The following is a 14,479-nucleotide window of genomic DNA, read 5'->3' as shown; positions in this document are numbered from 1 at the left end:
GGGGCTGATCGAGAAATCGATCAGCCCCGCAGTGCTTTGAGGATTAGTGGTTTGAAGGTAGGAAGTTTCGGGCTTCCAAGGCTTCCCGTTGCTCGCGGCGGACCTTCGCGGCGCCCTCTGGACGGCCCTTAGCGAGGGCCTTCGCGAAGCGCTGGTATTGACGTAGGACTTCGGCGGGGTCACCATCAGCGATGACTTCGCCTTGATCCATCCACACCGCACGCGTGCACATGCTTTGAATTGTGCCAGCGGAGTGGCTCACGAGGAAGCCCGTACCCGAACGGCCCATGAGCCCGCGCATGGCTTGCTGTGAGCGCTCCAGGAACGCCGCGTCACCAGTTGCGAGGGCTTCGTCGATCATGATGATTTCAGGGTCGGCTGCGACGGAGATGGCAAAGCGCAGGCGTGCACCCATACCGGAGGAGTAAGTGCGCATCGGCATCCGAATGGAATCGCCGATGTCGGCGAATTCGACAATGCGGTCGCGACGTTCTTCGGCCTCTTCCGGACTCATCCCCATTGCCAATAGGCCAAGACGGATGTTCTCGAGGCCCGAGAGGTTTGGTAGTAGCGCCGCGCTAACGCCGAGCAGCTGCGGTTTGGCGCTCGCCATAACGGTGCCGGAAGTCGGCGTCTCAAGCCCCGCGAGGACACGTAGGAACGTGCTCTTGCCGGAACCGTTACGCCCAAGGAGACCGATGAATTCCCCTTCGACCGCATAGAGTGAAACTCCACGAAGCGCATGGAACGTCGTTCGGGCTTTGCCGATCTGGAACTTGCCACGCTTCGTGTTCTTATCAGCGTCGAGCGTGACGCGGTAGTCCATGTAGATGTCAGAGGCGAAGACAGTGACTTCCTTGCCCGTGACATCGACGCTGGGGGGTGGCGCGGCGTGTTCTGGGTCGTTTGTCTCGGTGCTTTCGACTTCAGAAGTGTCAGTAGGTTCGTTCACGAGAGTACGACTCCTCTCCCTTCCAGAAGAACAGGAAACCGAAGATTAGGAGGCCAAACGCCCAGGAGCACAGCACCACCCAGTGGTGCGTTGGCGGGACTGCACCGTCGATCAGAATCACTCGGTACATGTCGAGCACGACGTAGATCGGGTTCAAATTGATGATCTGCATCAGCGTCGGGTGATTCAAGAAGCGATCGATAGGGAAGATAACACCCGAGCCATACATCAGGAGCCGAGTAGCAAACGGGACCGCCTTGGAGAGGTCCGGCAACATTACTCCGAGTCGAGAGAACACGAGCAGTAGTCCGAAGTCCATGCACAGTTGCAGTAGCAAGATGACCGGGAAAAGTAACCACGAGGTGCTCGGCAACTCGTGCGGCGGAATGATCATGATGATCGCGATCATCACGAACATTGCGGGCACGCGCTGCAAGAAATCACGCACAAGCACGGCGAGCGGGAGTGCCGCACGTGGGAATTGGAACGCTCGGATCATCGACTTATTGGACGAGATCACCTTCGTGCCCGCGTTGATCGCTTGGGAGCTGCTCTGGAACATAAAGACACCGATGATGACGAACGCAATGTAGTTCGGTAATCCTCGGCTCATGTTGAGCAGTAAGCCAAAGATGAGCCAGTAGAACGCCGCGTCAAGTAGCGGACGCAATATGAGCCAGAACGACCCGAGGCGATCTTCCACATTCGCGGTCGAAACGCGGCTCTTGGAATCCCACCAGATAAAGTGGCGACGTTCGATGAGCTGCTTTAGATAGCGGCCAAGAGAAGGCCGCCCGCTCACTGTCCGCAGGTGGCTCAGGTCGCCGCGAACTTCTGCAACGGTGTGTGCGAACTTCGAGTCTTTGAGGGAATCAAATTCCTTCTGCTCGTGCTTCGAATACGGACGAGCCGCGAGGACCCGTTTGGTGGCTACATCTGAAGTTGGTGCAGACTGGATTGCGGGCTGATCGCTCACGAGAAGTCACCGTCCTTAGACGCGGCCAACAGTAGTGCGGGCTCAGCGAAGGTCTTCAAAATCTAGGCGTAATCCTTCCATGTTCCACCCGGAAGAGGAGAGTGCACCGCCGAAGCCAGTGCACGATCGCGGGCAGTGAGTTCGGTGGGCATGAGACGTGCCGCTCAAACTCAGTAGCGATTCATCTTAGCAACCGCGAGATCACCTCGATATAAGAGTTAAGGGTGGAGACTGAAAGAAGGGTGGTTTGTAGGGCCTACATCTGGCGTTGGATAACTGAGGCGGCAGCGTCCTCCCTCGCCTACACTTGGGCAGCGTTCACCAACGTAACCGGGGGAAAAATGAGCGGTACTGACCATCCGAATATCCAGTGGCGACGTGTCTCGATGAAGTACGCGACGCTTGGGGTCATCAACTTCGCGATCTCGACGCTGTTCTTCATCGCCGTCGCGATCGGGCTCAGTTTCATCCCGGGAGGCGGCTGGTGGTGGCTCTTCGGCGCGATACCGGCGTTGCTCTTCGCTTCACAGATGATCTTCGTGGTCATTCGCACGAAAGCCATCGGCTACGCGCTCCGCCAGGACGACATCGTCTACCGTCGCGGCATCTGGTGGAGCCGTATGGTTGCTGTCCCGTACGGTCGCCTGCAGCTAGTCGACATCAATCGCGGCCCGGTCGAGCGGATGCTCGGCCTCGCGAGCCTGAAGATGGTCACGGCCGCCGCATCCACCGGCCTGGCGATCCCTGGTCTTCCCCAGGCTGAGGCGGACCAACTTCGTGACCACCTCATCCGCGTCGCCGAAACCCGCCGGGCAGGCCTGTAATGACCCAACAGCACCCGCCACAGGGCTGGCCGCCGCAGGGCCAGCAGCAGAATAATCCGCAGCCCGGACAGCTGCCTCCGCAGCAGGGGCAGCCTCCACAGCAACGACAAGCGCCGTATCCAGGGCAGACCCTGCAGCAGCCCCAATATCAGGGGCAGCCGCAACAGGGTCACCCTGGTCAAGCTCAGCAGGGGCAGTTCCGTCAAAGTCAGCCGCCGCAGTATCAGCCGAGCCCGGCACAGCCGCAGTATCAACAGGGCCAACCGTCCCAGTATCAGCAGCAATTCCAACAACAGCCGCCGACCACGAACCTCGCTGACGGCGAGTGGCACCGGCTGCACAAGCTCACGCCCTGGGCCGGAATCATCGGCGGTATCTTCGCCAGCGCCTTCGCACTGTTCTGGGTAGTGGTCGGACTCTTCGGCGCGATCAGCGACGGCGACATCCACCTTGAGGTCGGTCTGGTCTTCGCGCTTGGAGCGCTCCTCTTCTTTGTCATTTTGGCGTTGACCGTGGTGGGAACGATCCTCGGCTACCGCAACCGACAGTTCCGGCTGACTTCCGAAGTCTTCGAGATGCGCAGCGGTGTGATCGGCAAAGCTAACCGACAGGCCCGCCTCGACCGGCTGCAGTCGGTCAACCTCAACCGGCCCGTCTTCGCCCGCATCTTCGGCCTCACCATCCTCGAGACCAGCGGCGCCGGAAAAGACGCCGACATCAAGCTCATGTACCTCGGCAAGGACGAAGCCGAGCTGCTGCGCGCTGAAATCTTGCGCCGCGCATCCGGAGCGAAACGACAGAAGCAACAGCAAAGCCGCGCCGCCTTCGAAGGTGCCCAAGCGCATCCTGGTGCACCTGGAACCGTCGCGGGTAGCGCCCAAGCCGCTTCCGCGGGCCAGGCTGGAACTGGAATGCCTGCCGCAGCCGCCGAAACGGCTCCGCGACGCCGGGCCCGTACCCTGAGCGACTACATCGATGCCGCGGTCGACGATTTCGCGAGTCCGGAACTCCCGGCCGGCTCGGTTCCCGAACCGGCCGTCGTGCGGGTCTCGGCGGGACGCATCGCGGGCGCGGGATTCCTCAGCACCATCCTCGTCGCCCTCGGGATCATCCTGGGGCTCGCGATTGCGCTCATCCCGTTTTCGATCATTCTGGCGGCAGCGACCCCAGCAGATGGCGGCCTCGTGTTCCTCATCGGGATGCTCTCGCTCCTCGGCTTCTTCGTGTTCATGATCTTTGTAGGCGGGCTCACCGCCGGCGGCACCATGATCTCCTCGCTGAACTACACCATCGCCGGAACGCCCGACGGTATCCGTGTTGGCCGTGGCGCGCTCAGCCAGACCAGCGACACCGTGCCGCCCGGACGCATCCACGCCGTGCAGGTGCGCCAGCCGTGGCTGTGGCGACCGTTCAAGTGGTACGAAGTGAAGGTCGACCGGGCCGACCTTTCGGTCGTTGCCTCGAGCGATAGCAACGAACAAGCGGCGAACCTGCGCCGCCAGGTGATTCTGCCGGTCGGTACCTGGGACGAGGTGCAGCGTGTGCTCGCGCTCGTGTTGCCGATGCACATGAGCGCCGACACTTCGCGCATTCTCGCCACGGCCATGTCGCGCGGCAAACAGGACACCTTCGTGCCTGCACCCGCGCGATCCTGGTGGTTGCACCCGGTGCAGTGGAAGAGCCTCGGCTACGCGATCGACCGCGGCGTCGTGTACCTACGCAAGGGCCGGCTTACGCGCCGGGTCGCGCTCGTGCCGGGGGAGCGGATCCAGTCCGTCACCCTACACTCGAGCCCACTCGAACGCGCCGCCGGTGTGGTCTCGCTGTGGCTCAACACGGTCGGTACCGCGGTTACGACGCGACTTCCCGGGTTGGATGCAAAACGCTCCGTCGCGCTCTTCGACGAACTTGAGGGACTGGCCGTTCGTCAAGCCGCAGCCGATACTTCGCACCGCTGGCATGAGGCGCAGGCGCGCACGGCGCTTGCGACCGCGCGCATGGCAGCGGCGGATGCCGCCCAGCGCGGTGAGCGGGTCGACCCGTACTCGCAGCGCATGCTCGACGCCGAAGCGGCGTGGATGCGCGACCAGGCCGCACAGCGTCAGCCCCAAGCTTCGGGTCGGCCACCGCAAGGTGTTTCGCAGCAGCAGGCAGCGCCGTTTAAGCAGAGCCAGCAACCGGGGCAGCCGCAAGCCCAGCAACCGATGGAGCCGCGTCAGCACCAGCCGCAGCATCCAAATCAGCCGCTGCCAACGCAGCGGCCGCGTCCGAATCAGTCAACCCAGCAGGGTCACCAGTCGGGCCCCGACCAACCCCCGAAGAACCCTGACGGGATGCCACCGCTGCCACCGATGGAGCCTCGCCAGTGAGTCAGAAGGATGGGCGGCTCGGCATCGGGATCGTCGGGAACGAGGCCGCTGCGCCGGTAATCGCCCGCGGTCTCGCGGGAGCAGGACACGCGATCATTGGTGCCTCGATTGCGGAGGAATCGGCGTATGAGCGGGCCGAAGCGCTGCTCCCCGGCCTGCAGCGGCTAAGCGAGGCGCAGGTGATTGAACGCAGCGAACTGGTGATCCTCGCTGAGTCTGCCGAGACTCTGGCCGAGCGTGTGGCCGCACTGACTGAAGCAAGCGTCTGGGTGCCTGGCCAACTCGTCATGCACAACGTCGCCGAATTCGGGACGGGAGTGCTTGCACCCGCGTTGGCGAAGGGCGCAATCCCATTGGCCATCCATCCGGCAATCGACGTCACTGGCACCTCCCTTGACCTCACCAGGCTGCGCGAGGGCTGGTGTGCGGTGACCGCTCCGCGCCCGGTGCTGCCGATCGCGCAGGCACTCGTCGTCGAACTCGGCGCCGAACCTGTCGTGATCGCCGAAGAAGATCGGGGCACCTACGCCGAAGCGATCACCACCGCGACCTCGTTCACCCGGTCGATCGTTAAACAAGCCACCGCACTCCTCGCGGGCATTGGCGTCGACGCTCCCGGCTTCGTGCTCTCGAGCCTGGTGCGCTCCGCCGCCGACAACGCACTCATCGACGCGAGTCCGACGCCCGAGCCGCCGTTCGGGGAAGGGTAGGAGTGAGGCTCCCTCGCGAAAGCGGCGGCCGTTGAGGCGTGTGTCACACCGCAAAACTTTGACCCGACACAGCACGGCTCGCAAAATCGCTAGGCTGCACTGGTGACTCAAATCCTGAAGACTGTCGTCGAAACGAAGGACGCGCTCGCGAAGATCCGCGGCGCGCAGAAAGCCACCGGAAGAATCGTGGCCGGGCGCATCCCCGTCGCCGCGAAGAAGTTGGCGCTCGTACCCACAATGGGAGCCCTCCACGACGGGCACCGGGCACTCATCAAGCTCGCGAAAGAGAACGCCGACTACGTCATCGTCTCGCTCTTCGTGAACCCACTGCAGTTCGGGCCGAACGAAGACTTCGACGAGTACCCGCGACCTCTTGAGCAAGACCTCGCGGTCCTCGAAGAAGAAGGTGTCGACTACGTCTTCGCCCCCGAGATCGAGGACATGTACGGCGACCTTGAGGACGTCACGATCGTCTCTGCGGGAGCCGCCGGGCGCATCCTCGAAGGCGAATTCCGCCCGACCCACTTCGACGGCGTACTGACCGTCGTCGCGAAACTCTTCAACATCATCCGCCCCGACTTCGCCTGCTTCGGCGAAAAGGATGCGCAGCAACTCGCGCTCGTGCGGCGAATGGTGCGCGACCTCAACTTCCCCCTCGACATTCTCGCCGCACCTATTGCGCGCGAAACGGATGGCCTCGCCCGCTCGAGCCGAAATGTCTACCTCGAAAGCGAAGACCGTGAAGCGGCCCTCGCACTCTCGGGGGCCCTCGCAGCCGTCGCAGAAGCTGCATCCGAGGGCGTCGAAGCCGCGCTCGCGGCAGGACGTGAAATCTATGAACGCCAACCATTGGCTAGCATGGACTACTTAGAGCTCGTTGACGCCGCCACATTCGCGCCGCTCAGCGAGGGATTCACCGGCAAAGCGCTCGCGCTCACCGCCGCACGAATCGGTCAGACCCGACTCATCGACAACCGGCGCGTTACCTTCTAGCTGCCGGAACATCCATTTCTTTTCTCACCCGACGACCTCGCAAGGAACCGTAATGGCAAATACGCCCGAGCTGCACGAACCGCTGACCGAGTCCGAAATTTCGGAACAGAAGCAGGTGCGACTCGATAAGCGCGAGCGCATGATCGAGGCGGGCATTGCCCCGTACCCGCTCGAAGTGCCCATTACCACCAAGATCGCCGACGTCGTCGCCTCGCACCAGGGGCTCGAGGCCGACGTAAAGACCGGCGACATCGTCGGCGTCGCCGGACGCATCGTGCACCTGCGCAATACCGGCAAGCTCTGCTTCGCGGCCCTGCAGGATGGGGATGCGCGCATCCAGGCCATGGTGTCGCTCGCTGAAGTAGGTGAGGATGCGCTGGCCCAGTGGAAGGAATTCGTCGACCTGGGCGACCAAATCTTTGTGACCGGTGAAGTGATCACCTCGCGTCGCGGGGAGCTGTCGATCATGGTGACCGAGTGGAAGATGGCGGCGAAGGCGCTGCGGCCGCTACCGAACCTGCACTCGGAACTGAGCGAAGAGACCCGCGTTCGCCAGCGCTACCTCGACCTAATTATTCGCCCGGCCGCGCGCGAGATGGTGCGCACCCGTGCCCTCGCCAATGCCTCGATGCGGCAGACCTTTGCCGAAAATGGCTTCCTCGAGGTAGAAACGCCGATGCTGCAGACGCTGCACGGTGGCGCTGCGGCCCGCCCCTTCGTCACGCACTCGAACGCCTTCGACACCGAACTCTTCCTGCGCATTGCGCCGGAGCTGTACCTCAAGCGGGCACTCGTCGGTGGGCTCGACCGGGTCTTTGAGATCAACCGCAACTTCCGCAACGAAGGCGCTGACTCGACTCACTCGCCCGAATTCGCAATGCTCGAGGCCTACCAGGCCTACGGCGACTACAACTCGATCGCCGACCTCACCCAGCAGCTCGTGCAGAACGCTGCTCGCGCGGTCTCGGGTGACGGCTCGTGCGTGGTGACCTGGGCCGATGGCACCAAGTTTGATCTCGGTGGTGACTGGCCGCGGATGTCGATGTACGAGTCGCTCTCGGAAGCATCCGGGATTGAGGTCACCCCCGACACTTCGGTTGCGGAGCTCGAAGCCCTCGCCGACCGCGAAGGCGTCGAAGTGCACCTGCCGAACCACGGCAAGCTCGTCGAAGAGCTCTGGGAGCACTTCGTGAAGGGGCAGCTCGAGAACCCGGTGTTCGTCGTGGACTTCCCGGTGGAGACCTCGCCGCTGACCGCCGCGCACCGCTCGAAGCCGGGCGTGGTCGAGAAGTGGGACCTCTACGTGCGCGGCTTCGAGCTGGCCACCGGCTATTCCGAGCTCATCGACCCGGTTGACCAGCGCGAGCGCTTCGTCGAGCAGGCGCGCGAGGCGGCCCGCGGCGACGTCGAAGCCATGCAGCTTGACGAAGACTTCCTCACCGCCCTTGAGCACGGCATGCCGCCGGCCGGTGGCATGGGTATGGGTATTGACCGCCTCCTGATGGCCCTGACCGGTCTCGGCATTCGCGAGACGGTGCTCTTCCCCCTCGTGAAGTAGGGCCTTCGGCCGAAGCTGGGAGAACCGTTGCGGAAACGGGTGGGCGGGTAGACTTGGAGGATCATGACGCAAGAATGGTGGCTTAATGCCCTCTGGTCGGTCACCCCGACCATCATCATCGGCATTCTCTTCGGACTCATCATTTACGCGGCCATTAACGCAGACCGTAAGATCCGCAAGGAACGTGCCGACGTAGATGCCGAAGAGCGCGCCCGCTTCGAAGCCGAGCGCCGCAACAGGCCGAAGCCTGCCGACGGCGAATAGCCGAGCATCCTGAACCCCGCGCTGCTGTTTTAGTGCGGGGTTCATTGGCGCGGTCTGGCAAGGGACTGCCTGATTCGGATGCGTTGAGTCGCGTGACCCCGGCAAGTTGCACCACTATCCGAATACCCTGAGAGCGCTCGGCAAAACCTCAGTAATCGTCGGGATTGCCCTCCTACCCTTGTGGAGTTGTTAGTCGCACATCTTGTGCCGGAGTCCTGCTGAGGAGGGAATATCTTGCGTCAGTTGGTCGTCGGGGTTGCCCTCGCGCTGAGCCTCGTATCAGTCCTGGGAACCTCTGGCTGCGCATCCGCCGAGCCGCGAACTGAAGCGCAGGTTGACGAGTTCGCAAACTACGTGGGGAAGTTGCAAAACCTCACGGGCGTTGCAGCGGTCGACCTCAATACCAACGAGCAGACGCTCGCGGCGAGCCTCACCGTTGCGGTGGATCCCGATGTCGCGGCGGAGTCACTTACCGAAATCGGCGCGGCTGTTGCCGATTTTTCTGGGAAGGCGCAAGAGCGCGGTTTTGTGCCATATGAGCCGGTGATCCAGTCGGGTGCCTCCAGCTATTCCTATTTCGACGAGCTGCCGGATGAGACGATTGCCGAGCAGCTGAACTATTGGCTGGAACTGCAACAAGCCAGTGTGGTCGCCGTACAACTGCGCACCTTCACCTCGACGATGAACGTGCCTGCGCTCGGCGGTCCAGACGGTGCCGCCGACCTCGGCGCTGAAGAAGCCGAACAACCGCCGCGATACGTATTGATCGATCTGCCGACTGATATTCCGGAAGCCGATCTGCGCATCCTGATCGAAACACTCGCCGCGGTGCCTGACCCGGGTGCGACCGAGGGGCAATGGGACTTCCTGAACCTCGCGCCGCGCACCAAGGGGGAGTACGCCGGCCCCAACTTCCCGTCAATTGCGGATCTTTCTTATGCCGTGACCGCAGGCAGCCACTTTGCCGAAGTCGATGGGCTCGCAAACGTTGAAGTGCTACGCGACAGTGGTCACGATACGCCGCTGCGCATTCGCATCGCCGTCTTCGACGACGTGATGGATGGTGTGGGAAATGACGATGCCGAAGCCACGTTTGAGCAGACTGAGGCTTGGACGCACCTGCTTGATCTCGTGTCCCTGCTGGAGGGCGCCGGAGCGCTCGACTACGGCGTGCAAGTCCTCGCGAACCCCTTGAATGACGGTGGCAATTTCCAACTCAAGTTTTCGGTGCACGGTTGTGAACTTGAAGCCGACTCGCGCTGGCCGGTGCTGTCGAATCATCTCACCGCGGTGTGGGAGAAAAATGCCTCCGCCGAACGCTTCGAAGCTGACCCGAGCTGTGTAAATCCCAACGGCGGAGATCACTCGCATGACGAAGACTCCGCGGGATCTGATGCTGATTAGCGCGGGCTGCAAAGCCTGCGCAGGCGTTATCTAAACGACTCACGCCGAGGGCGAACAGGGGCGAGATTTCAGGGATGCCCCCAGTACGCTCGAAATCAACCTGGCCACCGGTGTAGCACTGGCGCCGGAACCAGCCCGAAGGAGAGATCCGCATGTTTGAACGCTTTACCGACCGCGCCCGACGCGTGATCGTGCTCGCCCAAGAAGAGGCAAAGCTCCTCAACCACAACTACATCGGTACCGAGCACCTGCTGCTCGGCCTCATCCACGAGGGCGATGGTGTTGCGGCCAAGGCGCTTGAGTCGCTCGGCATTTCGCTGGAGGCAGTGCGCGACCAGGTGCAGGACATTATTGGCAAGGGGCAGCAGAAGCCCAACGGCCACATTCCCTTTACTCCGCGTGCCAAGAAGGTACTTGAGCTGTCGCTGCGCGAAGCGCTGCAGCTCGGCCACAACTACATTGGCACCGAACACATCCTGCTCGGTCTGATCCGCGAGGGTGAGGGCGTCGCTGCCCAGGTCCTCGTGAAACTCGGCGCCGACCTGAACTCGGTCCGGCAGCAGGTCATCCAGCTGCTCGCTGGCTTCCAGGGCAAAGAGCCCGTTGCGGCAGGTCCTGAAGGTACCAGCGGTGCAAGCCCCTCGGGTTCGGCAGTGCTCGACCAATTCGGTGAAAACTTCACGCAGCTCGCGCGCGATAGCAAGCTCGACCCGGTCATCGGCCGCGAGAAGGAAATCGAGCGCGTGATGCAGATCCTCTCGCGTCGCACCAAGAACAACCCCGTGCTGATCGGTGAGCCCGGCGTCGGTAAGACCGCCGTGGTTGAGGGGCTCGCGCAGGCCATCGTCAACGGCGAAGTCCCCGAGACGCTGAAGGACAAGCAGCTCTACAGCCTCGACCTCGGCTCGCTGATCGCAGGTTCCCGCTACCGCGGTGACTTCGAGGAACGCCTCAAGAAGGTCACCAAGGAAATCAAGACCCGCGGCGACATCATCGTCTTCATCGACGAGATCCACACCCTCGTCGGTGCTGGCTCGGCAGAAGGCGCAATCGACGCCGCGAACATCCTCAAGCCGATGCTTTCGCGCGGTGAAATGCAGACCATCGGTGCCACCACGCTCGACGAGTACAAGAAGCACTTCGAGAAGGATGCCGCACTCGAGCGCCGCTTCCAGCCCATCCTGGTGGATGAGCCCTCGGCTGCACACTCGATCAACATCCTCAAGGGTCTGCGCGACAAGTACGAGGCATTCCACAAGGTCACCATCACCGACGACGCCATCGTCGCCGCGGTGAACCTTTCGGACCGCTACGTCTCCGACCGCCACCTGCCGGACAAGGCCATCGACCTCATCGATGAAGCGGGCGCGCGCCTGCGCCTGTCGGTGCTTTCCTCGCCGCCCGAGCTGCGCGAGCTTGACGAGAAAATCGCCAAGGTCCGCAGCGACAAGGAAGAGGCGATCGACCTTCAGGACTTCGAAAAGGCCGCATCCCTGCGCGATGACGAGAAGAAGCTGCTCGGCGAGCGCCTTCGTCTCGAGAAGCAGTGGAAGGCTGGCGACGTCAAGGCAACCGGCACCGTGGATGCGGGGCTCATTGCCGAGGTGCTCGCTCAGGCCACCGGTATCCCGGTGTTCAAGCTCACCGAGGAAGAAACCGCACGCCTGGTCTTCATGGAAGACGCTCTGCACGAGCGCGTGATCGGTCAGGAAGAAGCGGTTGCCGCACTCTCGAAGACCATCCGCCGTACCCGTGCGGGCCTCAAGGACCCGAACCGCCCATCCGGCTCGTTCATCTTCGCCGGTCCCACCGGCGTTGGTAAGACCGAGCTCGCGAAGGCGCTGGCGGAGTTCCTCTTCGATGACGAGTCGGCGCTGATCACCCTCGACATGTCCGAGTTCGGTGAGAAGCACACGGTTTCGCGCCTCTTCGGTGCTCCTCCAGGATTCGTCGGCTTCGAAGACGGTGGCCAGCTCACCGAAAAGGTACGCCGCAAGCCGTTCTCGGTCGTGCTCTTTGACGAGATCGAGAAGGCCCACCCGGACATCTTCAACTCGCTGCTGCAGATTCTTGAAGAGGGCCGTCTGACTGACGGTCAGGGCCGCGTGGTGGACTTCAAGAACACCGTCATCATCATGACGACGAACCTCGGTACCAAGGACATCGCCGGTGGCCCCGTCGGCTTCCAGATCGAGGGTGACACCGAGACCTCGTACGAGCGGATGAAGGCCAAGGTCAACGAAGAGCTCAAGAAGCACTTCAAGCCCGAGTTCCTCAACCGTGTTGACGACACCATCGTGTTCCCGCAGCTCTCGCCGAAGGAACTGCTGCAGATCGTCGACCTGTTCACAAAGCGCCTTGCCGAGCGCATGCTCGACCAGGACATGACCGTGAAGCTCTCGCAGCCCGCGAAGGAACAGCTCATCAAGGTCGGGTACGACCCCGCTCTCGGTGCGCGTCCGCTTCGCCGCGCAATGCAGCACGAGGTCGAAGACCAGCTCTCGGAATTCATCCTTCGCGGTGAACTTCGCGGTGGCGACCACGTTGAAGTCGACTACGACGGCAAGGAGTTCCACTTCGACATCCAGCGCAAAGAGCGCCAGCGCGTCGGAGCCGGCTCCGGCTACGTGAACGCTGAAGGTGTTGTCGACGTGAATCCCGAAGCCGGGGTCGTCGGCATCGCCGAAGCCGGTACCACCACGCAGGACCTCGACAACTAGGTCGGTTCGTAAAAGCGCGGGGCGCCTCCTCATTGCAGGAGGCGCCCCGCGCTTTTGCGTTGCGTGGGTCTCGGCCGTGGAGCTCGGTGCTGTGTGCTCCGCGGCACGGGATTGCTGCTGATTCTTCCGCCGCTCCGCGCCGCTCCGCGCCGCTCCGCACCGCACCGGATGTCTATCGACCTCGCGTGCTTGCCCAATACCACCCAAAATGCAGTTGACCACCCATTGAAGGGTGACACATTCTCCGAATACCACCGAATATTTAGTCGACCACTTTCAGGAAAGTGGTCGACTAAATTTCCGGTGGTAACTGGGTGGCGCAGGCGGAATGCTGACTGTATTGTCGGTGGTATTTGGGCCGCTCAGGCGGGATCTGGACTGCATTTTCGGTGGTACCTGAGGGTGCAGGCCGAATCTTGACTACATCGCTCCAGTCGAAGGCCTACACCTCAGCGACCGAGGGCCGATACCGAACCGACTCAAACTGCTTCGAATAGTCCACCGGAGGCAACGGCGGCACCGGTACCTCGACGTAGTGACCACGGGGCGCGGGCATTTTCGCTGCGGTGCGCATCCCGTTCTCGAGCAACCGTCCAAAGCTCGCCGAACGCATTGTGTCGCCCCAACCCCAGCGGATCACGTGAATCCCAAGTTGTTGGAGCCGTTTTTCGCGTTTCCGTTCATCTTCGATGACCTCGCGTGCCGTTTCGCCTGGACGAAGCAGTGTTGTGTACTTGATCGCCCCATCGGCCTCCCCAGCGAGCCCGAGGTCTGGCCACCAGAAATCGAGACGTGCCACATGATTGCCGGCTTCATCGTGCACTGTTACCTGTTCGCGCGGAATCGGAAGGTTGAGGTCGTGGATCAAAAAGCGGCTGCGGGATTCCAGAGGGCTTTCACTCCGATTGCTCGCGATCGGTAACAGTGTTCGGAGCTTCGCGGCGGAAGGCGACCGCGTATCGAGCTGAGACTTGTCGAGACCAAGCCGAAGTGCCGCATCCACGATCGCGATGGCGTCACGTGGGTCAAGGACCCGGGCGAGATCACGGACCGTCCGCGCGAGACTAGTGACTTTCACGCCGTACATCTCGACGATTTCGTCCGGCTCATGGTGCGTTCGATAGCTGTGGACCCAGGGGCTGCGGTGGCCGCCGCTGCTGCGATGAACGATCACGCGGTCGGGGATCAGCGAGAATGACAGCGGCAAGCCGTGCAATATCGCCGCACTTTGGCGTGCGATAACCGAGCCCCGCAGTTCGCTGACGGTAGCCACGATTTTCGCAAGATGGATGCGCGTTGCCGAGACCGCATCCAAGGGTTCACCTTGCCCGGCGAGAAACGCGCCGGGGCGAAGCCGAAGGATTTCTCCGCGGTCTGCCTTGCGATTGAGCTGCCATTTGCTGTTGGTCGTCTCGTAGCGCTCGTTGCCGTGTCGAATCACTGCTGCCATGTGCCTGTCATACCGAAAGTCGCGCACATCGGCTGAGGTTATCCACCGCTGTGGATAGATCGGCTGCCTCGAAGCGCCGGCGTGGTAATGGGGCCGTAGTGCGTTCGGCATCACGATTCGTGACGGGTTTGGCGGGGTAGACGCGTGCTGATTTGGGCAGCAGTGGCAGCGGATGCCGAAGCGACCCGTCAGGAAATACCACCCGCGATGAGGTCTACTACTTTCAGGAAAGTAGTCGACTGCATTTCGGGTGGTATCC

11 protein-coding genes are annotated in these 14,479 nt (G+C 62.3%); 8 read left to right on the top strand and 3 right to left on the bottom strand.

All coding sequences use genetic code 11. The annotated features are described in order from the left end of the window. Positions 1-43: 43 nt before the first annotated feature. Positions 44-952: an ABC transporter ATP-binding protein gene (locus F8O05_RS14070; RefSeq protein WP_225735931.1), complete on the bottom strand. Its 909-nt coding sequence runs from the start codon at positions 950-952 to the stop codon at positions 44-46. Beyond that, entirely contained in the window at positions 936-1,928 is a 993-nt protein-coding gene (locus F8O05_RS14065; protein WP_158053385.1) for an ABC transporter permease, read from the bottom strand. Before F8O05_RS14065 ends, F8O05_RS14070 begins: the two co-directional genes overlap by 17 nt. 341 nt (positions 1,929-2,269) lie before the next feature. Between F8O05_RS14065 and F8O05_RS14060 the strand changes: the two genes are divergently transcribed. From F8O05_RS14060 to F8O05_RS14025, 8 genes are all read left to right on the top strand, one after another. After that, the gene (locus tag F8O05_RS14060) at positions 2,270-2,752 is read left to right on the top strand and encodes a PH domain-containing protein (protein WP_158053384.1); all 483 of its coding nucleotides are present in this window, start codon (positions 2,270-2,272) and stop codon (positions 2,750-2,752) included. After that, a complete protein-coding gene (locus tag F8O05_RS14055; RefSeq protein ID WP_158053383.1) occupies positions 2,752-5,121 on the top strand; it encodes a PH domain-containing protein in 2,370 nt (789 codons plus the stop codon). Before F8O05_RS14060 ends, F8O05_RS14055 begins: the two co-directional genes overlap by 1 nt. Further along, the gene (locus tag F8O05_RS14050) at positions 5,118-5,831 is read left to right on the top strand and encodes a Rossmann-like and DUF2520 domain-containing protein (RefSeq protein WP_158053382.1); all 714 of its coding nucleotides are present in this window, start codon (positions 5,118-5,120) and stop codon (positions 5,829-5,831) included. The genes F8O05_RS14055 and F8O05_RS14050 overlap by 4 nt, the downstream gene beginning before the upstream one ends. Before the next feature lie 102 nt (positions 5,832-5,933). After that, positions 5,934-6,824, top strand: a complete 891-nt coding sequence (panC, locus tag F8O05_RS14045) for a pantoate--beta-alanine ligase (protein ID WP_225735930.1) — start codon at positions 5,934-5,936, stop codon at positions 6,822-6,824. A 52-nt stretch (positions 6,825-6,876) separates the two neighbouring features. Then, on the top strand, positions 6,877-8,382 hold the full coding sequence (lysS, locus tag F8O05_RS14040; protein WP_158053381.1) for a lysine--tRNA ligase: 1,506 nt from the start codon (positions 6,877-6,879) through the stop codon (positions 8,380-8,382). 63 nt (positions 8,383-8,445) lie between these two features. Further along, a complete protein-coding gene (locus F8O05_RS14035) occupies positions 8,446-8,646 on the top strand; it encodes a hypothetical protein (protein ID WP_158053380.1) in 201 nt (66 codons plus the stop codon). Between the two features lie 234 nt (positions 8,647-8,880). Continuing rightward, positions 8,881-10,050, top strand: coding sequence for a hypothetical protein (locus tag F8O05_RS14030; RefSeq protein WP_158053379.1), 1,170 nt, complete (start codon positions 8,881-8,883; stop codon positions 10,048-10,050). A gap of 152 nt (positions 10,051-10,202) precedes the next feature. Next, a complete protein-coding gene (locus tag F8O05_RS14025) occupies positions 10,203-12,770 on the top strand; it encodes an ATP-dependent Clp protease ATP-binding subunit (RefSeq protein WP_225735929.1) in 2,568 nt (855 codons plus the stop codon). Positions 12,771-13,212: 442 nt separating this feature from the next. Here the strand turns inward: F8O05_RS14025 and F8O05_RS14020 are convergent, their stop codons facing one another. Beyond that, entirely contained in the window at positions 13,213-14,220 is a 1,008-nt protein-coding gene (locus F8O05_RS14020) for a hypothetical protein (RefSeq protein WP_158053378.1), read from the bottom strand. Between the last annotated feature and the right edge of the window lie 259 nt (positions 14,221-14,479).

The organism is Gulosibacter chungangensis (assembly GCF_008831155.1).
GTDB lineage: Bacteria > Actinomycetota > Actinomycetes > Actinomycetales > Microbacteriaceae > Gulosibacter > Gulosibacter chungangensis.
This window is presented reverse-complemented; position numbering and strand designations above follow the sequence as displayed.